The organism is Nonomuraea sp. NEAU-A123 (assembly GCF_018603905.1).
Taxonomy (GTDB): domain Bacteria; phylum Actinomycetota; class Actinomycetes; order Streptosporangiales; family Streptosporangiaceae; genus Nonomuraea.
Genome location: NZ_JAHFZZ010000015.1, coordinates 128,375 through 146,903 on the forward strand (window position 1 = coordinate 128,375; position 18,529 = coordinate 146,903).

17 protein-coding genes are annotated in these 18,529 nt (G+C 70.8%); 3 read left to right on the forward strand and 14 right to left on the reverse strand.

Annotated features, from left to right (window positions below; genetic code table 11):
* Nucleotides 1–5 precede the first annotated feature (5 nt).
* The 3 genes from KLK06_RS38320 to KLK06_RS38330 are packed head-to-tail and all read right to left on the reverse strand — an operon-like array spanning nt 6 to nt 4,226.
* Nucleotides 6–1,310, reverse strand: a complete 1,305-nt coding sequence (locus tag KLK06_RS38320; protein WP_214640544.1) for a hypothetical protein — start codon at nt 1,308–1,310, stop codon at nt 6–8.
* Complete coding sequence (locus tag KLK06_RS38325) at nt 1,307–3,403, reverse strand: glycosyltransferase (RefSeq protein ID WP_214640545.1); 2,097 nt, start codon at nt 3,401–3,403, stop codon at nt 1,307–1,309. The genes KLK06_RS38320 and KLK06_RS38325 overlap by 4 nt, the downstream gene beginning before the upstream one ends.
* Before the next feature lie 22 nt (nt 3,404–3,425).
* Nucleotides 3,426–4,226 carry a WecB/TagA/CpsF family glycosyltransferase gene (locus KLK06_RS38330; RefSeq protein WP_214640546.1) on the reverse strand — a complete coding sequence of 267 codons (801 nt, stop codon included), beginning with the start codon at nt 4,224–4,226 and terminating at the stop codon, nt 3,426–3,428.
* Nucleotides 4,227–4,333: 107 nt separating this feature from the next.
* On the opposite strand from KLK06_RS38330, the gene KLK06_RS38335 reads away from it, so the two are divergent.
* Nucleotides 4,334–4,879, forward strand: a complete 546-nt coding sequence (locus tag KLK06_RS38335; protein WP_214640547.1) for a dTDP-4-dehydrorhamnose 3,5-epimerase family protein — start codon at nt 4,334–4,336, stop codon at nt 4,877–4,879.
* Here the strand turns inward: KLK06_RS38335 and KLK06_RS38340 are convergent.
* Together KLK06_RS38340 and KLK06_RS38345 are read right to left on the reverse strand one after the other, a co-directional pair.
* On the reverse strand, nt 4,818–6,173 hold the full coding sequence (locus KLK06_RS38340) for an O-antigen ligase family protein (protein ID WP_308168638.1): 1,356 nt from the start codon (nt 6,171–6,173) through the stop codon (nt 4,818–4,820). The two genes, KLK06_RS38335 and KLK06_RS38340, sit on opposite strands and share 62 nt — an antisense overlap.
* 2 nt (nt 6,174–6,175) lie before the next feature.
* Nucleotides 6,176–6,898, reverse strand: coding sequence for a hypothetical protein (locus tag KLK06_RS38345; protein ID WP_214640548.1), 723 nt, complete (start codon nt 6,896–6,898; stop codon nt 6,176–6,178).
* A 109-nt stretch (nt 6,899–7,007) separates the two neighbouring features.
* Here KLK06_RS38345 and KLK06_RS38350 point away from each other — a divergent pair, with 109 nt between their 5' ends.
* A complete protein-coding gene (locus KLK06_RS38350) occupies nt 7,008–7,904 on the forward strand; it encodes a DUF6492 family protein (protein WP_214640549.1) in 897 nt (298 codons plus the stop codon).
* Here KLK06_RS38350 and KLK06_RS38355 read toward each other — a convergent pair.
* Complete coding sequence (locus tag KLK06_RS38355) at nt 7,901–8,686, reverse strand: hypothetical protein (protein WP_214640550.1); 786 nt, start codon at nt 8,684–8,686, stop codon at nt 7,901–7,903. The genes KLK06_RS38350 and KLK06_RS38355 overlap by 4 nt on opposite strands.
* Before the next feature lie 348 nt (nt 8,687–9,034).
* Between KLK06_RS38355 and KLK06_RS38360 the strand changes: the two genes are divergently transcribed.
* Nucleotides 9,035–10,003 (forward strand): glycosyltransferase, encoded by a 969-nt coding sequence (locus KLK06_RS38360; RefSeq protein ID WP_214640551.1) that lies wholly within the window; start codon nt 9,035–9,037, stop codon nt 10,001–10,003.
* On the opposite strand, the gene KLK06_RS38365 is transcribed toward KLK06_RS38360, so the two are convergent.
* The 8 genes from KLK06_RS38365 to KLK06_RS38400 all read right to left on the reverse strand — a co-directional run bounded on the left by KLK06_RS38365 (nt 9,972) and on the right by KLK06_RS38400 (nt 18,338).
* Nucleotides 9,972–11,435 (reverse strand): oligosaccharide flippase family protein, encoded by a 1,464-nt coding sequence (locus tag KLK06_RS38365; protein WP_214640552.1) that lies wholly within the window; start codon nt 11,433–11,435, stop codon nt 9,972–9,974. The two genes, KLK06_RS38360 and KLK06_RS38365, sit on opposite strands and share 32 nt — an antisense overlap.
* Nucleotides 11,428–12,399, reverse strand: coding sequence for a hypothetical protein (locus KLK06_RS38370; protein ID WP_214640553.1), 972 nt, complete (start codon nt 12,397–12,399; stop codon nt 11,428–11,430). Before KLK06_RS38370 ends, KLK06_RS38365 begins: the two co-directional genes overlap by 8 nt.
* Complete coding sequence (locus KLK06_RS38375; protein WP_214640554.1) at nt 12,396–13,658, reverse strand: DUF4910 domain-containing protein; 1,263 nt, start codon at nt 13,656–13,658, stop codon at nt 12,396–12,398. The genes KLK06_RS38370 and KLK06_RS38375 overlap by 4 nt, the downstream gene beginning before the upstream one ends.
* Before the next feature lie 17 nt (nt 13,659–13,675).
* Complete coding sequence (locus tag KLK06_RS38380; protein ID WP_214640555.1) at nt 13,676–14,698, reverse strand: NAD(P)-dependent oxidoreductase; 1,023 nt, start codon at nt 14,696–14,698, stop codon at nt 13,676–13,678.
* A 6-nt stretch (nt 14,699–14,704) separates the two neighbouring features.
* A complete protein-coding gene (locus KLK06_RS38385) occupies nt 14,705–15,355 on the reverse strand; it encodes a PIG-L deacetylase family protein (protein WP_214640556.1) in 651 nt (216 codons plus the stop codon).
* Complete coding sequence (locus tag KLK06_RS38390) at nt 15,352–16,125, reverse strand: glucose-1-phosphate cytidylyltransferase (RefSeq protein WP_214640557.1); 774 nt, start codon at nt 16,123–16,125, stop codon at nt 15,352–15,354. Before KLK06_RS38390 ends, KLK06_RS38385 begins: the two co-directional genes overlap by 4 nt.
* Nucleotides 16,122–17,339, reverse strand: a complete 1,218-nt coding sequence (locus KLK06_RS38395; protein ID WP_214640558.1) for a class I SAM-dependent methyltransferase — start codon at nt 17,337–17,339, stop codon at nt 16,122–16,124. The genes KLK06_RS38390 and KLK06_RS38395 overlap by 4 nt, the downstream gene beginning before the upstream one ends.
* 69 nt (nt 17,340–17,408) lie before the next feature.
* The gene (locus KLK06_RS38400; protein ID WP_214640559.1) at nt 17,409–18,338 is read right to left on the reverse strand and encodes a hypothetical protein; all 930 of its coding nucleotides are present in this window, start codon (nt 18,336–18,338) and stop codon (nt 17,409–17,411) included.
* Between the last annotated feature and the right edge of the window lie 191 nt (nt 18,339–18,529).

Consider the following 18,529-nt stretch of genomic DNA (forward strand, 5'->3'; position numbering starts at 1 on the left):
CCCAGCTACGGGACGATCCGGTAGACGTGATAGCTGTGCTCCGCGTCGAAGGTCTCGGTGAAGTGTCCCGCCTTGTCGGCCTGGATGGACCGCTTCTCGAAGACCTCCTCGACGCGGCCTGACGCCGACAGATCGCCGGGTACGGTCAGCACGCGCTGCCCCGGAGCCTGGCCGCGGCCGAGCATCGCGAACAGGTAGAAGGCTCCGTCGTGGCGCTTCAGCATGGTGTCCAGCTCGGGTGCGAAGTCGTAGGCGTACGACTGGGTGTTGAGCACCGGCGCGAGCCGCTCGATCCGGCGGTCGAGTTCGGCGACCCCGTGTCTGACCGCCTTCCCGCAGGCGCGCCGGAGCACGTTGTCCACCTTGCAGCGCGGGTCCGTGCCGTGCGCGTCGTAGACGATTCCCCTGGCGCCGTGGATCAGGGCGCTCATCGCCGCGCCGCCCACCTGCTCGGGGGTGAGGCCGGAGAGCGAGATGATCGCGTAGACCGGCTGCCTGCGGCCGTCGGCGGCGTCCAGGGCGCGCAGCCGCTCGACGGTGGCGCCGTAGTTGGCGGCCAGGCGGCACTGGGCCGCCGGGAGCTGCAGCCACCGGGTGGCCTCCGCGCAGACGTTGGCGTCGCCGTACCAGGAGACGTCGGCCGCGACCACGTCGGTGTAGCCGTTGACGAACTTGGCGGCCTGCGCCTCGTCCTCCCAGTAGGCCACGCCCTTGCCGAAGGAGGCGTAACGCAGCCGGTCGCCCTTGGGCAGGCGCTCGGCGAGCGTACGCATCGCGGTGTAGCCGCACGCGGTGAGCACGGGGGTGCAGACGGGCCGGGTGAAGCCCCGGGCGCCCGTCCAGTGCCCGTTACCGGGCCCCGCCCACACGTCCGCCTTGTCGGCGATCAGCCAGCCCACGGTCTCCGCGCCCGCGCCGGGCAGCGGGCGGCTGGTCAGCGCGGTCATGCCGGACGCCCTGAGCAGCGCGGGGCGGCTGCCGTCGGTCAGCTCGACGTAGGTGTTGATCCCGGCCGCCCGGTCCAGCGCGACCTCCCTGGCGGTACGCGCCGAGGCGAACCACAGCCCCACGGGGAAGAAACCGGGACGGGTCCAGCCCGCCTTCACGGCCGCCGCCGAACCCGCGTAGGCGGCCGGGCCGCCTTCCCACGGCACCGCTCTCAAGGCCATCGTCAGCGCGGGCAGCGTGCTCGCGACGGGCTTCGGCGGGACGGACCGCAGCCACAGCCAGCCTCCGACGGCCACCGCCGCGGCCGTCAGGAGCGCCGCCCACTGCGCGATCGTCGTCAGCCGCACGCCGGCCCTCTTCATCGCCGCACGTCGGACGACTGCTCGGCCAGCGCCATGAGGTCGGCCGCCCGCGCCGACCAGGAGGCGTCGCCCAGCGAGCCGCGCAGCGTCTCCGGCGGCTGCGGGCCGCCTTCGGCCAGGCAGACGCGGATGGCCTCGATGAACTGCTCCGGGGTGGTCGCGGTCCTGACCCGGCCGGTGTAGTGGGCCAGCTCGTCGAACTCGGTGCTGACCACCGGCAGGCCGAGCGCCAGGAACTCCTTCAGCTTGATCGGGTTCGCGTGCTTGATCCACTCGTTGTCCAGCCACGGCATGATCGCCACGTCGAAGCCCGAGCCGTAGGCGGGGATCACCGAATAGGGGCGTAACCCCAGCCAGTGCACGTTGGGATGCTTCGTGAGCCGCTCGATCTGCCCGTTCGCGTCGCCGACGAGCACGAGCGACGCCTCGGGCAGGCCGATCGCGACCCGTTCCAGCAGGTCGAAGTCCACCACGAAGTCGTCCAAAGCGCCGAAGAAGCCGATCCGCGGTCCAGGGACGGCCCGCAGGTCGGCGGGCTGCCGGTCGGCCGGGACGCGGCTGAAGTGCTCCAAATCGACGCCGTGGTCGAGGAAGCGCGCCCGCGCGCCGGCGAGCGGGCGTTCCTCGGCCATGAGCCCGCGGCTGGCGTAGACCACGTGGTCGGCACGTTCCAGCAGGTCGCGTTCGAGCGTCTCGATCGTGTCCGTGTCGGACTCGGGGAAGGCGGAGTGGCGGTCCGAGCGGTTGAAGATCAGCGCGCGGCGGCGCATCGGGCGTACCACGTCCCAGGCGGTGGGGATGGTCACCACGATCACCGGCACCTTCAGGCCCAGTGCCCGGCAGACCGCGCGTACCTGCGTCCTGACCAGCCAGGCGTTCAGCCCGCGGCCCAGGCGCGAGCCGTACAAGGGGAGCGGGAGCGGCGACATCACCCACAGATCGGGCTCCACCCGCCTGACGAACTTGGCCACGCTGCGCAGCTTCCTGGCGATGCGCCGGAGCACGAAGGTGGAGCGGCCGGGCAGCGGCATCCGCATGCCGATGCTGTTGACGATCAGCACCTTGCGCGATCCCGCGAGGTGCCGCATGAGCTGGAAGTCGGAGTGCGCCCTGTTGTGGTACCACCAGTCCTGGGCGGCGAAGCAGACGTAGGCCGGCGGGGATAAGGGGCCGCCCGGCGGCGTCGGCCACTCGGCCATCGTCGCGAGCTCGCGCAAGGCCGCCCGGTGCCGCTCCCCCGCCCGCCGGCCGCGGGTGACGGCGCGGAGCGCCTCGTTCAGGGCGACCGCCAGGCGCATGAGCACCGCGCGGGGCCTGCCGTACCGCTGCCGGTGCAGTCGCACCCGGTTGGCGGCGGCGAGCGTCCACAGCGGGCTGGAGTTGGCCTGCTCGCCGCCGAGGTGGACGGCCACGGCCTCGGGCTCGTAGCGGACCGTGAAGCCGAGGTCGCGGATCCGCAGCATGTACTCGGTCTCCTCCGAGTACAGGAAGTAGCGTTCGTCGAGCGGTCCGGCCGCGTCCAGGCAGGCGCGCGAGATCAGCCAGGCGGCGCCCGTCGCCCAGTCGGGCGTGCCCGGCCGCTCGTACTCCCGCGGGTCGACGACCAGCTCGCCCAGCGGCGCGTGGCGACCCGCCCTGAGCCCGCCGAGCAGGGCCTCCCCCACTGCCCGCAGTACGGTGGGCCGCCTGCGCTGGGAGAGCTGGAGCTCGCCGTCGGCGCCCAGCAGCCGGGGCACCGCGATGCCCGTGCCGGGCACGGCCAGCGCCTCGCGCAGCCGGCGCACCGAGCCGGGTCTGAGCCGGATGTCGGCGTTGAGCACGAGGACGTCGCAGCCGGAGGCGGCGGCGATGCCCGCGTTGACGCCGGCGGAGAACCCGCCGTTGCGGCCCGTCCTGATCAGCTCGACGTGCGGCCCCGCCGCGAGCACCCGCTCCACCGTGTCGTCGGGGGAGTCGTTGTCCACGACGATGATCCGGGCCGGCTCCCCCTCACGCAGCACGGTGTCCAGAGAACGCAGGCATTCCTCGATGACCTGACCGCTCTGGTAGGTGACGATCACGATGGCAAGCGGCGGCCGCTCGGGAACAGTCATCAGGCAGACCCATCTGTCGGAATCAGGAGCGCCGGCCCGCGGCCAGCCGGTGCCACGCGGCCCCGGCCAGCAGCCTGAGCGCGAAGGGCAGATCGTCACGGAGGTAGCGGCGTACCAGGCGGCGGGGTTCGAGGGCGAGCCTGAACAGCCATTCGCCGCCCACCCGCTGCATCCCGTCCGGGGCGCGCCGGAACCGCCCGGCGGCCATCGGGATGGCGGCGCCGCAGCCGAGGTACCAGGCACGCGGGAGTTCGGGGCGGAGCGTGGTGATGACGTGTTCCTGCTTGGGAAAGCCCAAGCCCACGAAGACGAGGTCGGGCGCGGCCGCGCGGACCTTCTCCACGATCTCCCCCATCCCCCCGGCGAGCTTCTCGAAGCCGAAGGGCGGCGCGTACACGCCGGCCACCCGCAGCCCCGGGTAACGCTGTGCCAGCACGTCGCCGGCGGTCTCGGCCACCCCCGGCTCGCCGCCGAGCAGGAACACCGAGCGTCCCTCGCGGGCGGCGACCTCGCTGAGGGTGAACACCAGGGAGGCCCCGGTGACGCGGTCGGGCACGCGCAGCCCGCTGAGCCGGGCCGCCCACACCACCGGCATGCCGTCGGCGACCACGAGCTCGGCGCCCGCCACGAGCTCGGCGAGCTCAGGGGCACGGGTGGCGGCGCGGACGATGTCCACGTTGGCGGTCACGATCATGCCGCCCCGGCCGTCGCGCCAGGCCCGAGCGAGATGCTCGGCGACCTCCGGCTCGGTGATCGCGTCGATCCCGAGGGCGCCTACCCGGGCGCGGTTCTTTGGACCGTTCTCATATGAAGAGTGGCCCATCGGAATGCCGCACCCCCCGTCTGACGACTCACCCTTTTGACATCGGTATTGGGCTATATCCGTTACACGCTGGCGGCCGACAAAGGACCGGGCCAGGATGTGTGTCCATGAGAGTGGAGCAAGGGGCACTCGCGGGCACGCTGCTGTTCATCCCGAGCCCGCACAGCGACGAGCGCGGCCTGTTCACCAGGACGTTCGACGCCGGGATCGCGGCCGAGCACGGCCTGGACGGCGCGGCGTTCGTCCAGGACAGCCAGTCCCGTACGGTCAAGGGCGCGATCAGGGCCATGCACGGCCGCTCGGGCCGGGGCGAGGCCAAGCTCGTCAGGTGCGCCCGCGGCGCGGTGTTCGACGTGCTCGTGGACGCCAGGCCCGGCTCGGCCACCTTCGGTGAGCGGATGTCGGTGGTCCTCGACGACGAGACTTTCACCCACCTGTACGTCCCGCCGGGTCTGCTCCACGGTTACCAGGCGCTGAGCGACGCCGACGTCTGCTACCGGATCGACCGGCCGCACGACCCGGCCGAGGACATCTCCGTGCGCTACGACGACCCCGACCTGGCGATCGACTGGCCGCTCCCGGTCTCGGCGATCAGCGCGCGGGATCTGGCGGCCGGCTCGTGGAAACAGGCACGGCGGCGCCTGGAAGGCTGACCTCGCGGCGCGCGGCCCGCATCAGCGCCCCGGCCATGCCGATGAGCAGGAACGACAGCGCGGTGGCCGTGCTGAAGGAGTTGAGGTCGAACGTGGCCGACCCCACCATCGGCACGATCAGGCAGGCGGCCAGCGTCAGCCCGAGGTCGCGGGTCTGGTCGTCCGCACTCAGCCGCCTGGCGCGCAGGGCCGACCACATCCCGACGACGAAGAGGCCGACGAACGCCAGCACACCGATCGCCCCGCCCTGCACGGCCGTCAGCAGGTACTGGTTGTCGAAGACGGGGTGGTGCGGCGGGAACCAGGTGCCGTTGCCCCTGCCCAGCAGGGGATGCTGCGAGAACTCCGCGATCGCCGTGGTGTAGTCGTTGGTCCGCCAGCGCAGGCTCTCGTCGTTGTCGAGGTTGGTGAACAGCCCGGCGATCGCGCCGATCAAGCCGGGGACGAGCAGCTTCATGACGACCAGGAACCCGGCCAGCGCGGCGGCCGCCCTGACGCGCCGGGCGTTGGGCCAGCCGAGGAACAGCACCGCCCCGGAGGCGGCCAGGCCCAGGACCGTCGAGCGCGAGGCGGAGAAGGCCATCCCGCAGGCGATCAGCGTCACCAGGAGCCACCAGCGGCGCTGCGGCTCACCGCGTTCGCGCGCGCCGAAGGCGTAGTGGAGGGCGACCGGCAGCACCATCGCGGACACGACACCGAACTCGATGGGGTGCCCCGCGGTCGAGGCCACCCGGTTGAGCCCGTTGCGCTCCAGGATCGTCACTTCCACCGCCCGTACGCGGCTGCCGGGAATCTGCATGTACTGGGTCAGGTCGAACGACAGCACGAACTGGACCGCGCCGATCACCCCCATGATGGCCCCGGCCACCACCAGCGTCTTCAGCACCAGGTCGATCCGCTCGCGGCTCGGCACCCCGTCCACGCCGATCAGCGAGATGCCCACCATCGCGACCGCGATGACGAGCACGTGGTCGGACAGGTCCAGCTCGTACGAGGGCAGGAACCCGGCCGTCGCGTAGGCGTAGGTCGCCAGGAAGGCGAGCGCGTAGAAGTAGATCGCGTACCGCACCGCCGCCGGTCCCTTGGCCGCGCCGAGCGTACTGGTGAGGTGCGCGCAGAACCACCACACGGCGGCGAACAGCCCGATGGCCTCCGCGTAGGTGAGGTCGAACGGCAGGCCGCCGATCACCTGGCGGGCGGGCACCAGCATGAGGACCACGGTGAAGATCGCGCACAGGGTGGCGGCGTCGGCCCGGTTGGGCACCGGCCGGGCGATGGATCGCTCTATTGCCACGTTCAACGCTGCAACACCGCTTCCTCGGTGCGGACACCGGTCTCGGGCGCCGATTCCGGCTCGCCCTCCTCCCGCCTGCGTCGCAGCCCGGCCATGACGCTCTCGGTGCAGAAGGAGGCGCCCAACGCGGCGGCCACGCCCAGTGCGAACACGGCCGCGGCGCTGCGGATCTTCCCGCCGCGCTGCGGCTGCGGCTCGGTCGGGGCGACCATCTCGTTCAGGTTGATGTACGTCTCCGGCGGGGCTTTCAGCATCTCCTGGCGCCGTTTCAGCTCGACCTTGGCCCGCTCGGCGACCCTGACCACGATCGCCCGCGCGTCCTGGGGCGCCCGGCTCGTGCCCTCGATGACCACGAAGGGCGCGCTGATGAGCAGCTCGGGGTTGGGGTGCCCGTTGTTGACCTTGTACGTGGTGTCGCCGTCCGCCCGGACGCCCATCTGGTCGGCCACCTCCTTGGTGTTGAGGATCTGCACCAGGATGGAGGCCGACATGTTCAGCCCGCCGTCGAAGTTCAGCAGCGGGTTGATCAGCGGGTTGGGATTCTTGGGGTTCGGCGGCCGGTACGAGCCGTTCGGCGGCACCGTGAGCACCATGAGCGTCGTCGAGGTGTACTGGACGGGGATCTGCGTGTAGACACCGTAGGCGGCGGTGAGCGTCAGCAGGAACGCGGGAGCCGCGACATACCAGCGACGCAGGAGGACGGTGATCGCTCTCCAGAAGTCCAACACAGCCCCCCAGGCTTCTAACACCCGTACGACAAGCCATCGCCGAGGCTGCGACCAGCGTTACTTATCGCATGTAACGTGCCAAAGCCTCCTCCCGATAGAGGGTGACGTGACCAAGCCCCTGAACTCGCTGGCCGTCGTCACTCCCAGCTATGGGCCCGACGCGGATCAGTTCGCCGATCTGCACCGCTCCGTGCTGGAGTACACGCCGGAGGACACCGTCCACCACGTCTTCGTGCCGCGTGCCGACCGGCCGCTGTTCGCCGCGCACGAAGGGCCCCGTTGCCGGGTGAGGACCGTGGGCGAGCTGCTGCCGAAGCGCTACGTCAAGGTGCCCCGGCTGGGGATGTGGGTCAACGTCCTGCGGCCCTGGCCGCCCGTACGCGGCTGGGTGATGCAGCAGATCGTCAAGCTGGCGGCCACGGCGGCGATGGACGCGGACGTGGTCCTGGTGGCCGACTCCGACGTGGTGCTCGTCCGGCCGACGACGGCCCAGCGCGCCCTGGTCAACGGCAGGCCGCTGCTGCACCGGCTGGAGGACGGGGTGCACCCGCTCATGACGCGGCACGTGCTGTGGCACCGTGTCGCCCGCGAGCTGCTCCGGCTGCCGCCCCCGCCCGAGCCCCCGCTGCCCGACTACATGAGCCCGCTCACCTTCTGGGACCCCGCCATCGTGCGGGGGCTCCAGCGACGGCTCACCGAGAACATGGGGCGGCAGTGGGCCGACGTCTTCGGATCCAGGCTGCACGTGTCGGAGTTCATGCTCTACGGCCTCTTCGTGGACGAGGTGCTCAGCGCGCCGGGCGGGCGCCCGCCGTCGGACACCTCCCTGTGCCACAAGACCCCGGACGAGTCGCCGATGGACCTGCCGACCGCCCTGGCCTTCGCCGACCGCCTCGAACCCGGGGCGATCGGCATGATGGTCTCCGCCAAGTCGGGGACCCCGCGAGAGGTACGGCAGGCGGCCATCAGGCGCTGTGCCGAGGTCGCCAACCGGGTCTCCTAGCCCGCGTGGCCGTCCCGGTCGGACTTGCGCGGGTCGGTGACGGCGCCCAGCAGCTCGCTCGTGATCCGGGCGAACTCCTCCGTCGGCGGGTCGTCGTTCTCCCGGTCCGCGGCCGAGCCGTCACCGGATGCTCCGGACGGGCCGTCGTCCGATCCGCCGGGTGCGGGCGTGGCAGTACCGCTCGCCGACGCGGCGGAGGGTGATCGGCCGTTGAGCGCGGGCCCGTTCACCACGTCCGGTACGGCGACAGGGACGGCCGCGGCGACGTCCGCCTCGCTCTCGGCCGTTCCCGCCGGAGCGGGCCGGCCGCGAAGGCGGCGGACCGACATCAGGTAGGCGCCGCCGAAGCCGAGCAGCAGGGCCACGACCAGCACTTCCACGGCCAACTGGATCTTGCCCGTGCCATCGTACTCGACCGGGATCAGCGCCACGTTGTTGACCGCGATGAACGTGCTCTTCGGCGCGCCGAGCGAGCCCTGGTAGCTGGTCAGCTCCTCACGCAGGCGCCGCTCCGCCCGCTCCAGGATGGCCTTGGCGGTCGCCGCCGTCGGGTCCTCGACCGCGATGTGGATGAACGGCCCCTGCGTCACGACGCCGAGCAGGTCGGCGTTCGACCGGCCGTCGTCGATGACGATCTCGGTGCTGCCGTTCTCCGCGATCCCGAGCTTGCGCAGCTCGTCCTTGCTGTTGAGGGCCAGGATGAGGATGCCCGCGACCGTCCGCAGCCCGTCGTTGTACTGCAACAGCGGATTGGTCAGGCCGACCGGCTTGGCCGGGTCCATCGACAGGGTGCCACCGGACGGCGGCGCGGTGAGGATAAGTGACGACTCCGTCTTATAACGCGGCGAACCCAGGAAAAACGCCGCTGTCGCGAAGATCAGGGCGAGGGCGATGATGGGAGGTCCAACGCGCTTGTTTCGGATAAGGCCGAACAGATCGTTCCAAAAAGCCATATTTACCCGCCCAAGCCCCCGCAGTATGAGCCATGCCTGGCCAAAAAAAATGGTACAGATTGCTTATCGTGACCGCTCGGTGCGATGTTACGAATCGCTGCTCTTGGTTGCCGTTCGCCCTACTTCGCGAGACCATCGCCCCGACCGTACCTCAGCCTCCGCAGAAAGGCTGGCCGGATGACGTCCAGATCACCGCACGTACGCTCTTCCGCCCCACTCGTCGGTCGCGCCGCGCCGCCCATCGGGGTCGGCATGCCGGTCTACAACGGCGAGCCGTACCTGGAGGGCGCCCTGCGATCGGTGCTCTCCCAGAAGGGCGTCGACTTCGAGCTGGTGATCGCCGACAACTGCTCGACGGACGGCACCGAGGAGCTCTGCCGCGAGCTGGCCAGGACCGACCCACGCGTCCGCTACCTGCGGCGCGAGCGCAACGTCGGCATCACGGCCAACCACAACAAGGTCGTCCACGAGACCCGCGGCGAGTTCTTCTCCTACGCCACGTCCGACGACGAGTACCGCGAGGACCGCCTGGCGCTGCTCTCGGCGGCGCTGCGTCGGCATCCGACGGCCGCCGCCGCCGTCTCGGGCGTCGAGGAGATCGACGAGGCGGGGCGGACGATCGGCACCTGGCGCGACACCGCCCCCACCGACCAGCCCGATCCGGTGGCGCGCCTACGCCACCGGCTGGACAACTACGACGAGACCATGCACTTCTACGGCCTCATGCGCCGGGAGACGCTGCTGCGCGCCCGGCCCCTGGAGCCCATCCTGCCCGCCGACCGGGTGATGATCTCGGGCCTGGCGCTGCTCGGGCCGCTGGTCGTGGTGGACGAGCTGCTGCTGCGGCACCGCAACCACTCGGGCAGCAACAGCCAGGTCAACCACGCGCGGGCCTTCCGCGCCCGCGAGCTGCCCGGAGACCAGCGCTTCTTCCTGCCCAACGTGGAGGAGGGCCGCGCGCTGCTCCGGGTCATCAGGAACGCTCCACTCAGCCCCGGCCAGCGGCTGCGCGCCTACGCGGCGCTGCGCCCCTGGCTGCGGCGCAACGCCGTGCCCATGGCCCGCAACGTCGCCCACTCCGGCATCGACGTGGCCCGCGGCTGGCGGGGCCGGCTCAGCTCATCACCACCTCGCGAATCTTCCTGATCCGCTCCCGCGAGAGCCCCGTCATCACGTACACGATCACTCCGGCTCCGCCCGCGGCGCAGAGCCGGACGAAGTCGATGGCCCCCTCGGTCCACCTGGACACCAGCCAGGCGGCGAGGCCGGCCAGCAGGCCGCCGAGCAGCAGCCGGAGTATCCCGGGAAGGACCGGCCCGAGCACGACCCCCGAGCGGCGCAGTTGCAGCGCCGTCACGGGAAGGGCGATCAGGAGCGCGACGGCCGCGTGCGCGATCGCCACACCCCGGATGCCGTCCAGACGCGCGCCCGCGTAGAGCGCGGGCAGCAGCGCCACGGCCCAGCTCAGGTTCATCCACACGACGAGCCTGGTCGCGCCGAGCGAGGTCAGGATGTCGAAGGCCAGCGCGGTGAGCATCCGCACCACCATCAGCGCCATGAGGAAGGACAGCGCCTGGGCGGCGGGCAGCCACCTCTCGCCGTACAGGAAGGGCACGACCAGGGGCGCCAGCACGCCGAAGAGGACAGCGACAGGCAGCACCAGTGTGATCAGCATCGGCACGATCTGCTGGACGCGCGCGGAGAACGCCTCGGGGCGCTCCTCGGCGACCCGCGAGAAGCCGGGCAGCGTGACATGGCGCAGGGCCTCGCCGACCAGGCCGGGCACCCAGCTCGACACGTTCAGCGCGATCATGTAGAAGCCGAGCGTGGTGGCGCCCAGCAGCCGGCCGATGATGATCGCGTCGGCGTTGAGCACCAGCGCCTCGATGGCCAGGCTGACCGCCAGGGGCACGCCGAAGCCGAGCAGCTTGCGGGCGATGGCGCGGTCGAAGCCCAGCCGGAGGGGCATCCTGGCCCAGTAGAACACCAGGATGCCGCTCACCAGGGAGTTGGCCACCGCGCCGATGACGAAGCTGTAGACGCCCGCGCCCGTGGCCGCCAGCGTGATCGCCACCGGCACCTGGACGGCGATGCCCGCCATGTTCGCCTTGGCTATCTTGTCCTGCTGGAAGCCACGCAGCATGACCGCGCTGCGTACGTTGACGAACCCGTCGATCACGATGATCACGGTGAGCAGCCGCACCACGGGCGTGGCGGAGACGTTGCCCGCCAGGCCGGTGAACCAGGGCGCCGCCACCCAGAACACGGCGTAGATGGCCACGCTGAGGGTGATGACCACGGTGGTCGCGGTGACCACCATGTCCTCCAGCTTGCCGCGCCACTGCACGACGGCCGCGACGATGCCGGCGTCGTTGACGTAGAAGAGGAACTGGTTGGCGGCCAGCGCGACCGCGTACAACCCGAAGTCGGCCGGGGCGAGCAGGCGGGCGAGCACGAGGCTCAGGGTGAAGGTGGCCAGCTTCGACCCGCCCCTGGCCAGCAGCCCCCACCGCAGTCCCCTGCTCGCCGACCCGGCCCGGTGATCGCTGACGGGTTCGTTGGCTACCGGCTCACTCACCGTCCGCGACCCGTTCCAGCCAGATCTCACGCCAGAAGGGGAAGAACTCCCGCGGGCAGTTCAGCGAGTGGACGCCCTCGCACACCACGCCCTCCAGCACGATGCAGGGCGTCTTCATCTCCAGCATCCGCCCGCTGGGCTCGTCGATGCAGCGGTCCACCCGGGCGCGCACCCGCGCGGTGCGGCCGCAGTGGCGGGCCAGTTCGGCGTCGAAGTTCATGCCGCGGTTGGAGAGGTCCTCGTTGACGGTGTCCAGGATCTCCTGCTTGGACCGCACGCGGACCAGCTCGCCCGGCTGGAGGTCCAGCGTCTGGACCGGCGTACGGCCCCTGACGTTGCCCTTCATCTGGCCCCACGGCCGGCCGCCCTTGATCCGTAACGCGCGGGGGAGCTTCCTTCTGGTCAGGTGCTGGAACCGGTTGTACAGCCCGATCCCGGTGGCCTGCAGGGTTCTGAGCACACCGACGTTGCGCGTCCGCACATCCGCCACGAACTGCCCCAGATCGGCCATCGGCAGCGGCACCGGAGCCGCTCTGAGCAGCTCGGTAGCCTGGCAGGAGTAGCGTTCCGCGCCGTCCTCGGCCGGCGGCTTGCGGCTGTTGATCTCCAGCAGCGGCAGCAGCCGGGAGTCGGGCACGGCGTGCGAGGGCAGCTCGTCGGCCGCGACCCGCTTGATCCACGCCTGTTTCCAGTACATGGAGCAGGCCGTCTGGCAGCCGCCGTGCGCCGAGCCGTCACACCGCGCGCCGAGCAGGTGCACGGCGCTGTCCATCCGCCGCAGGCCCGTCTTCGTCAGCGTGTCGCACAGCTTGTGCGCCACCTTGTGCACGGTCAGGCGCTGGCCGCAGAACTTCAGCATCTCCGGCATGAACGGCAGGCCGTCCAGCTCGCCACGCTCGTCCAGCGTGGCCAGGATCTCGGCCTCGCTGCGGATCTCCACCAGGTCTCCGACCCGCAAGCTCATGGTTTCCATTCCCTCACCAATCCCGCGTCTTCCAGGCTCTGCGCGGCCTCGGCCACCGCCCCGAACGGGAGGCCGGCCCGTTCGGCGACGTCAAGCAGCGTGTGCGTGCCGTCCGAGAGGTTCAGCACCCAGAGCATGGCCATCTGGGCCTGCTTGGTGTCGCTCCTGCCGCCCAGCGCCCCGTACAGGCCGCGCCGGCCGAGCTGCGGCTCGCCGTAGGGGCTGAGGTTGACCAGGCGCCGGTCGTCCTCCAGCACCCGCGTCACCTCCCAGCAGGTCTCCAGGGTGTCCTCCAGCGACTCGGGCAGCACGAACGCCGGGTTGTCCCCCGATGTGTGGTACTCCGGGTAGCCGGCGTACGTCGACCTGGTCAGGCAGCCGACGGGCAGGTCGAACCCGGGCGAGCAGTACTGCCGCTCGTCGTAGCCGTACGGGGAGAAGTCGAGCGTGCGGTGCGGACGCCCGGAGGTGCGCAGCACGTGTCCCACCGCCCGGTCGATCTCCGTGTCGCCGCGCCTGCTCCGTTTGTACGTGAGCGCGCCGCCGTCTCCGGCGCACGCGAGCACCAGCCCGTGCCTGACCCGCTCGACCGCGTCCCTGTTGCGGGCGAGCCAGGTGATCGACCCGATCGTGCCGGGCGCGAACAGGAAGCGGTAGGTGTAGCGCGGCGACGTGGCCGCCAGCCGCCGGGCGAGCTGGGTGGCCACCGCGATGCCCGCCAGGTTGTCGTTGGCCAGCGACGGGTGGCAGGTGTGGCAGGAGATCAGCACCTCCTCACTCGTCCGGCCGGGCACGACGTGCTCGGCGTAGGTCAGGTGGCCGTCCGCCAGCGTGGAGTCCACCACGACCTCGTAGTCGCCGTCCCGGAGGCTCTCCAGCGTCTCGTGGCGCAGGCAGAACCCCCAGTCCTCGGCGTAATAGCTGGTCCGGTACGGGATGAGCCCCGGCTGGTCGGGCAGCGTGTGCAGGTGGCCGCGGAGCTCCTCCAGCGGCATCCGGGCCGACACCGGCACGCTGTAGCCGACCACGTGCAGGTTGGACTCGGCGAAGTCGACGACCTTGGCGCCCGTGGGGTCCTTGACGTAGGCGTCGCGGATGTTCCACTCCTGGGGCACGTTCCAGTCGAGCACCTGCGTGCCGGTGGGCACCTCGTGCACGTCCAGCGGGACGAGCTCGCCGATGATCTCCAAGGTGCGGCGGACGCCGTCTCCCGTGATGCTCCGGCACAGCGGGTAGAGCCGCTCGACGAGCTCGTGCATCTCCTTTCCGAGGCCGGTCACGACGGCATCAGCCGATCGTCGACGGTGCCCGCGGCCTGCCGGTCCGACAGCCGGGCCAGGCGGGTGAAACGGCGCTCGAAGCCCTCCCTGGTCAGCCCGTGGCGCCGGTAGGCGTCGATGAGTTCGAGCGCGCCCTCCTTCACCGAGCGGCGCGCCTCGTAGCCGGGCAGCGCGGCGCGGATCTTCGAGAAGTCGACCCGGTACGAGCGCGGATCGGCCCCCGTCTCCCCCGTGATGGCCAGCGTGGCGCCGGGCACCGCCTCCACCACGGTCGCGGCGATCCCGGCCACGGTGACGTTGTTCTGCTCGGTGCCCACGTTGAACGCCTCGCCGTGCACGGCCTCGCGCGGCGCGGTCAGAACGGCGGCGAACGCCTCCGCGATGTCCAGCGCGTGCACCAGGGGCCGCCACGGCGTGCCGTCGGACAGCACGCGTACCTCGCCGGACAGGTGCGCGTGCCCCACCAGGTTGTTGAGCACGATGTCCGCGCGCAGCCGGGGCGAGAAGCCGAAGGCCGTGGCGTTGCGCAGGAAGACCGGCGAGAAGGCGGCGTCGGCCAGCTTCAGCACCTCGTCCTCCACCCGCACCTTGGATTCGGCGTAGGGGGTCACGGGACGCAGGGGCGCCTCCTCGGTGACCAGGTCGTCCCCGCCCGCGGCTCCGTAGACCGAGCAGGTGGAGGCGTACAGGAAGCGCCGCACGCCCGCGTCGCGGGCCAGCCGGGCCAGCCGTACGGACGCGTGGTAGTTGATGTCGTAGGTCAGCTCGGGCGCCAGCGAGCCGAGCGGGTCGTTGGAGAGGGCGGCCAGGTGTACGACCGCGTCGAACCCCGCCAGCGCCTCGGCCGGGACCTCGCGCAGGTCCACGGCGAGCCCCTCCGGGTCGTCCGGCGGGGGCCCCAGGACGCAGTCGGCGAACAGCCCCGAGTCGAGGCCGATCACCTCGTGCCCCGCCCCGGCGAGTACGGGGGACATGACAGTGCCCAGGTAGCCCTGGTGTCCGGTCAGCAGTACACGCATATCCGGCTAGCCTCCTGCGAGGTCGAGAGTCAGTTTGCGGGTGTGGAAGGCTTCGGCGTACCTGTCGCCGCACTCGATGCCGCGGATGCGGGCGAGGCCGAGAAAGGCCTCGTCGTCGAACCAGGAGCGCCGGCGTTGCGAGGGGTAGTGCTGCCGCAGCAGGGCGACCTTCTCCGCCGCCACCTCCGGCCGCAGCGGCTGGTAGGCGGAGGGGCGGCCGAGGTCGCCGTCCCACTTGACGATCTCGTAGCCGAGCGTCAGGTGGTCGCGGAAGGCCGTGGGTACGAGCTCGGCCAGGCCCCGGTGGTCCTGGTGGGCGTCTCCCGGGTGCGGGCCGAGGATCAGGTCGGGGTCGGTCCTGGCCCGGAGCAGTTCCAGCGCCTCCTTGGCCTGCTCCCAGTGCGCGGGCAGCCGGCCGTCGGGCAGCTTGAGCACGGTCAGCCGCAGGTCGGCGCCGGGGCAGAAGGCGGTGAGCGCCGCGTGCTCCTCGTCCTCCCGCTCGGTCCCCCCGCCGGACAGGACCAGCGCGTCGATCTGTAGTCCGGGACGGCCCGCGCAGAGGGTGAGCAGCGTGCCGCCCGCCCCGATGGCGATGTCGTCGCAGTGCGCGCCCAGCGCGACGATCCGGTCCATCCGCGGAGCCGTCAGCCGGATCATGCCTCCCACAGCGCCCAGGGCCTGTCGCCGCGCGAGTACGCCTCGTCCAGCTCGATCCGCTGGTTGACGGTGTCGGTCGGCCGCCAGTATCCGCGGTGCCGGTACGTCAGAAGCCGGCCGCGCTTGGTCAGCTCCATGCAGCCATCCCCCACCAGATCCCCGTTTTCAGGGATGTGATCGAAAATTTCCTGACGGAGCACGAAATATCCGCCGTTGACCCACATGGGGAGCTGGGTGACCGGCGCGATGTCCCTCGCCAGCCCGTCGTCGTCGACGTCGACGCAGTGGAAGGTGCCGGGCGGCGGCACGACCATCATGGACGCGCCCACGTCGGCGGCGGTGAAGCGATCGATGATCTCCGGCAGCGGCGCGTCGGTGAGCACGTCGGCGTAGTTGGCCAGGAACACCTCATCGCCATCCAGATGATCGCGGACCCGGCGTAACCGCTCGCCGATCGGCGACTGGATGCCGGTCTGCACGAAGGAGATCGACCAGTCGGAGATGTCCTGCGACAGCAGCTCCACCCGGCTGCCGTGCAGCCGGAAGTCGTTGGAGACGGTCTCCCTGTAGTCGAGGAAGAACTCCGTGATGTGCTGCGCGCCGTACCCCAGGCACAGGATGAACTCGGTGTGCCCGAAGTGCGCGTAATAGCGCATCACATGCCAGATGAGCGGCCGGGGACCGACGAGCTGCATGGGCTTGGGGACCTCGCCCGGAGCGCCGGTACGCATCCGCGTGCCGTACCCGCCGCAGAAGAGCACGACCTTCATGGCACGATCTCCAGACTCGGGATGGGAAAGACCAGTTGCCCGCCCCACTCGCGGACGTAGGAGAGCTGTTCGGTGAGCTCCTCTCGCAGGTTCCACGGGAGCACCAGCACGTAGTCCGGCCGGTCCTCGGCGAGCCGCTCGGGCGGCAGGATGGGGATGCGGGTGCCCGGGGTGAACCTGCCGTGCTTGTACGGGTTGCGGTCCACCGTGTACGCCAGCAGGTCCTCGCGGATGCCGCAGTGGTTGAGCAGCGTGTTGCCCTTCCCCGGAGCGCCGTAGCCGGCCACGGTCTTGCCCGCCTCGGCCGCGTCGATGAGGAAGCGGAGCAGGTCACGCCGGACCTTGGCCACCCGCGCGGCGAACTCCGCGTACCCGGCCAGCTCGTCGAGCCCGGCCCCCTTCTCCCTGGCCAGCACGTCGGCCACCCGCTCGGTGGGCTCACCGCCCGCCTCCTCGGGCCGGGCCCAGAGCCGGATCGAGCCGCCGTGCGTCGGCAGCAGCTCCACGTCGACCAGCGCCAGGCCGCCCGTGGCCAGCGCCCGCCGCGCGGCGGCGACCGTGTAGTACTGGAAGTGCTCGTGGTAGATCGTGTCGTACTGGTTCAGCTCCACGAGCGTGAGCAGGTGCTGCACCTCGATGGAGACCCACCCGTCGTCGGCGACGAGCGCGCGCAGCCCCTGGGTGAAGCCGACGACGTCGGGGATGTGCGCGTACACGTTGTTGGCCACGACCAGATCGGCCGGACCGTGCTCGGCGCGGACCGCCGCGCCGGTCTCCGGGTCGAGGAACGCGGTACGGGTGGGAATGCCCTTGTCCCTGGCCGCCTGGCCCACGTTGGCCGACGGCTCGATGCCCAGGCAGCGCACTCCCCGGCCGGCCACGTGCTGCAGCAGGTACCCGTCGTTGCTGGCGACCTCGACCACGAAGCCGGGCGCGAACCGGTCCACGGCCGCCTCCACGAACTCCCGGGCGTGCTCCACCCAGGAGGTGGAGAAGGAGGAGAAGTACGCGTACTCCGTGAACGTCTCCTCCGGCTGGATCAGCGGCGGGAGCTGGGCGAGCCAGCAGCTCGTGCAGACCCGCAGGTGCAGGGGGTAGGTGAGTTCGGGCTCGTCGAGCCGCTCCCGGGTGAGGAACAGCTCGCAGGGCGGCGTGGCGCCGAGGTCGACCACGCTCGCCAGTTCGGCCGAGCCGCAGAGCCGGCAACGGGTCACCGGCTTCGACCTCTTCCGCGCTCATTCCGACGAGACATGATCCCCTCCCGATTAGTGAAACGACCCTGATCAGTGCGAAATATCAGCTTTTGCGCCGTTGGCTCGCTCCAAGTGAGCCTTGGCCTCCCTCTCGTACTCCGCCGACAGCTCCTCCGGGATGCGGGCCAGGTCCTTGGCCCGCATGAAGTCGCGCAGGGTGGTGCCCAGGCACGTCGCGTCCACGTTGGGCGCGCCCTTGCGTGAGGTGACGTCGTCGATGTGGACGGTGCGGAAGTCGATGCTGAAGCGCGTCACGCCCGACGTGTTGCGCACGGTCGAGTGCAGTTGGGCGCCCGAGAAGAGGAGCACCCCGCCCGGCTCCGTGACGATTCTGAGCTCGCCGGACAGGTCGAGGTCCTCTTCCGGCTTCGGCTGCTCGCGCGTGTCGCTGTAGATGTGCTGGGCCGCCGACGGGCGCTCCGTCCTGACCCACGACGCGTAGTCGTAGCGGCCGCTGCCGTTGCGCACGGCCCGGTCGAAGTACTCCGGGTGCAGGGCGAACACGTTCTCCGGCACCACGTCGTAGACGGGGATCCACCAGTTCACCTGGTTGAACGGCGCCGCGTACCAGCAGTCGCGATGCGCGTGGTAGGCGTAGGAGATGCCCGAGTCGAGGTAGCCGTCGGAGGTCGAGGTCCGCAGGCGCGGCACGTCGAAGTAGGTCTCGCCCGGCGCGAACCCCAGCTCGTCCAGCAGGACGGCGATGATCTCCTTGCACCTCGGATGGTGGATGAAGCGCGGCTTGACATCGGCCAGCAGCGCGGCGAAGCGTTCGACCGGCAGGCTGTGCTGGGCGGTGGTGGGGTTCATGCCGCCGAACGTCTCGGCGACCAGTTCGCGGGCGAAGGACACGAGCTCGCGGGACGCGGGCGAGGCCGCGTAGACGAAGACGTCGCCCTGGAAGATCCTCTCGCGTCGTGCCTCGTCGTTCATCGTGCTGCCGGTGAATACCGTGGTCATCTGGTCTTGCCCCCTACACGTGCATGGTGCGAGTCGAACCGATCTCCCCTCGTAGGTCTTGCGAGGACGTGCGTGGGGCGGGATGGGTTGCTGGCTCCCGGAAACGTACTGATGGGGACGATGTCGACCCTGACCCCGCTCAGGATCACATGCCTCAATCAACTGGCATTTCGCGACTGCCATCTCACGCG

Bases quoted from the DNA above. Each gene is read 5' to 3' on its own strand.
- KLK06_RS38320 (WP_214640544.1), bottom strand. From the start codon at position 1,310: ATGAAGAGGGCCGGCGTGCGGCTGACGACGATCGCGCAGTGGGCGGCG.
- KLK06_RS38325 (WP_214640545.1), bottom strand. From the start codon at position 3,403: ATGACTGTTCCCGAGCGGCCGCCGCTTGCCATCGTGATCGTCACCTAC.
- KLK06_RS38330 (WP_214640546.1), bottom strand. From the start codon at position 4,226: ATGGGCCACTCTTCATATGAGAACGGTCCAAAGAACCGCGCCCGGGTA.
- KLK06_RS38335 (WP_214640547.1), top strand. From the start codon at position 4,334: ATGAGAGTGGAGCAAGGGGCACTCGCGGGCACGCTGCTGTTCATCCCG.
- KLK06_RS38355 (WP_214640550.1), bottom strand. From the start codon at position 8,686: ATGGACCCGGCCAAGCCGGTCGGCCTGACCAATCCGCTGTTGCAGTAC.
- KLK06_RS38360 (WP_214640551.1), top strand. From the start codon at position 9,035: ATGACGTCCAGATCACCGCACGTACGCTCTTCCGCCCCACTCGTCGGT.
- KLK06_RS38370 (WP_214640553.1), bottom strand. From the start codon at position 12,399: ATGAGCTTGCGGGTCGGAGACCTGGTGGAGATCCGCAGCGAGGCCGAG.
- KLK06_RS38375 (WP_214640554.1), bottom strand. From the start codon at position 13,658: ATGCACGAGCTCGTCGAGCGGCTCTACCCGCTGTGCCGGAGCATCACG.
- KLK06_RS38380 (WP_214640555.1), bottom strand. From the start codon at position 14,698: ATGCGTGTACTGCTGACCGGACACCAGGGCTACCTGGGCACTGTCATG.
- KLK06_RS38385 (WP_214640556.1), bottom strand. From the start codon at position 15,355: ATGATCCGGCTGACGGCTCCGCGGATGGACCGGATCGTCGCGCTGGGC.
- KLK06_RS38390 (WP_214640557.1), bottom strand. From the start codon at position 16,125: ATGAAGGTCGTGCTCTTCTGCGGCGGGTACGGCACGCGGATGCGTACC.
- KLK06_RS38400 (WP_214640559.1), bottom strand. From the start codon at position 18,338: ATGACCACGGTATTCACCGGCAGCACGATGAACGACGAGGCACGACGC.